This window comes from uncultured Eudoraea sp. (assembly GCF_947258525.1).
Lineage (GTDB): Bacteria > Bacteroidota > Bacteroidia > Flavobacteriales > Flavobacteriaceae > Eudoraea.
Genome location: NZ_CAMYIP010000081.1, coordinates 1 through 2,984 on the forward strand (window position 1 = coordinate 1; position 2,984 = coordinate 2,984).

2 protein-coding genes and 1 pseudogene are annotated in these 2,984 nt (G+C 41.3%); all 3 read right to left on the bottom strand.

All coding sequences use genetic code 11. The annotated features are described in order from the left end of the window. Window positions 1-698, bottom strand: a pseudogene (locus tag Q0X89_RS06775) (hypothetical protein); the annotation flags it as partial. A 227-nt stretch (window positions 699-925) separates the two neighbouring features. Continuing rightward, window positions 926-2,074: a gliding motility-associated C-terminal domain-containing protein gene (locus Q0X89_RS06780; RefSeq protein WP_297692438.1), complete on the bottom strand. Its 1,149-nt coding sequence runs from the start codon at window positions 2,072-2,074 to the stop codon at window positions 926-928. Continuing rightward, the coding region (locus tag Q0X89_RS06785) for a bZIP transcription factor (protein WP_297692440.1) at window positions 2,075-2,984 on the bottom strand (910 nt) is incomplete at its 5' end. It lies immediately after the preceding gene.

Sequence of the window (2,984 nt, forward strand, 5' to 3'; positions counted from 1 at the left end):
CCAGTTTCACCTTTTATCCCTTGTTCACCCTGGATGCCTTGTTCGCCTCGATCACCTTTAGGACCTGTTTCTCCAGTCGGTCCCTGAGGCCCGATTGCTCCATCTACGCCGTCTTCACCTGCCGGTCCTTCGGGTCCTTGGGATCCTGTCGGTCCGGTTAATCCTATGGGTCCTTGCGGACCTGCTGGTCCTTCGGGTCCTTGGGATCCTGTTTCACCGGTATCGCCTTTCTCACCCGTATCACCTTTAGGACCTTGAACGCCTTGAGTTCCGTTGTTGCCATTTGTACCAGGGGATTCGGTCATTTCCTCCTGCTTTGGATCTTCTCCTTCATTCCTGTTCTCGCCATATGTATATAAAGATCCATCAGCATCTCTTATAGTGAAAGTGCCATTTCCATTATCTGTGAAAGAAATATTTGAATTGCTGGTATTGCCACAAAGGCTGCGCCAGTTTTTACCATCATATTGATATACACAGGAAGTATCTGTATTATAAACCAATGCCCCGGCCAAGGGTTTGATCTTTTGCATCAGGGAAGTATTGACGCGTGATAATACCAATGCTTTATTTCTGCTTTCCAATTCCAAAAGTGAAGCCCCATCAATCTCGTCAGGATTGTCGCCTACTTTTAATTGTGCAAAGCCCACATTAACCAGTAGGAACAGAAATATAAAGGATAAAGTATTTAGTTTCATAGTTGCATAAATATTAGGGGAAGCTAATTTAAGTAACCAGAAAGGCGAAATTAAGGTTGTAAAAATGTAGGAAAATAGTGTAAACTATAGTAAATATGTGGTCACAAAAAAGCAAGTGAATACATAATCCGATATGACAATTATGTATTTATGCCGATGAATTTGTGCAATTTATCGGTAAAATGAGGATAATTTGGAAAATCGGACATGAAACGGGTTTACGAAAATTAATCACGATCCAAATACAGAAACCCCTGATAATTAAGACCCAGGTCATCAAGAGAGATGACATAGAAATAAACACCTTCAGGAAGGCCTTGTTCGCGATTAATAACCAGATTATCTACATTGGAGATGCCCCCAAATTCATTGGTATAATTTATCATTTCAAAAACCTTAAGCCCATCCCGATTAAAAATCCGAAGACTATTGTTTGGACTTAATTCCATTTCTTCAATAACCAGGACATCGTTAATACCATCCCCGTTAGGGGAAATAAAATAGTTATCGAGGGTTAGAATATCCTCGGGTTCTGCCAGACTTCCAAAAGTGATAACCTCAAAATCATCCGGTACAAAGGTTTCAGAACTAATAAAGCCGTCGGTAAGATCACCCCCAATGGCAGCATTCCCAAGAGAAAGCCATCTCCCGGCCTGTTTATTCCAGCCCATAATGGTCACCTCATTAATTTCGGCTGCCAGTGCGGTAATGTCACTTCTGCTGTTCCAGCTAATTGTAATGGAGGAAGATACACTACCTTCCAAACGCCAGAATTCCCGGTTGCTTATCGCATTAATTGACCTTGGTTTAAGTGCTGTATCGAAACCCGGAAAAGTTGAAGGATTATTAGGGTCTTCAAAAAAGTAAGCGCATCTGGCAAATGAATTCTGGCTCGCTGAATTAAGGATCAAGGGCCTTAATTGTTGTGAATCGCCCACAGGAAATGTAAAGCTTTCTTGATCAGTTATAGTGGCATAACCATCAACTTTTGATCCGTCTCCCGAACCGACATAAAAGGCCTCCCGAAGAAAGTTGTAGTAAATGTCTACCGAATTACGCGGCGTTATAAAGTCGCCCACCACAAAGTTGGTATTGTTGGCCACATTTATGGACGTATTGAGTTGCACGCCCGTATCATTCGCAATTTCGGTATCAAAAAAGACGGGTGCGAAAGCACCGGTAACGGAGATCAATGAACTGCCATAGAAGCCTGCAAGTCCCAGGTTTTCATCAAAAGAGGCGTTATTGATCAGGTTCGTATGGAAGCCCAGCTGCCCCTCCTCATGAATACGAATGTTCCCGCTGTTGTATAGAGCGGTTTGGGCTTGCCCAAAAAGCATACCTGCCAAAAATACTATGGAAACTATTTTTTTCAATTACTCTTCTTTTAGTAAATTTTTAATGGCCAGCAGTTCCGCTTTAAGGGTATTGAGCTCCTCCTGAATGGCCTGATTTTTTGTTTCCAGCTGATTGATTTTCTTCTCCTGGTTTATGGTGTGTAAAAACAGCTCTTCAATTTTTTCAAGGTTTTGAAGGTTGGATTCGCTTAGATTCCAATACCCATCTTCCTGCACTTCTTTGGCCGATTTGATTCCGGGTAAATGATGGTTTTTCTTTACAAAGGCCTCAATTTCCCGAAGACTGGCGAAAATATACCTTTCGTTTATCTCAGAATAGTTTAAAAAGTATTTTTGAAAGACATAGTCGGGATGCAGGTCAACCGCGGCCCTGAATACACTACCTGTTACATTTATATCACCAGTAGCTGTAATATCCGTCCCATTAATATTACCAGTTGCCAAAATAGTGCCTCCAACATGAAGTCTTTCCATAGGAGCAGTAATGCCAATTCCAACTTGTTGTGAAGGGTCAATAGTAACCGCTTCTGTCGCATTGGTTGAAAATCTTAAGAAATTAGTATTGGCACCTCGCCACATACCAGTATCGGAATCATTACTAAAAGCATATGATGGTTCTGCAACAGTTCCATTTGAATTTGAGAACCCTTGAGATCTTATTTCACCGGAAACATCTAGTTTATTTTGTGGATTAGAATTACCAATTCCAATAAATCCTGTACCAGTGAAATATAATTCTTGGCCGTCCAGGTCATAAGTCCTGTTACCACCTGTTTGAATTAGATTGGAATTAGATAGGTTATTAACTCCTCCTGCCACAGTGAGTTCAAAATCATTGCCTACCTGATTGATAGTTACAGAAGCATCTGGAGAAGTAATATCTTGAATTTCATTGGTGTCATCGGTATCACCATCTGCTGCTTCAGAC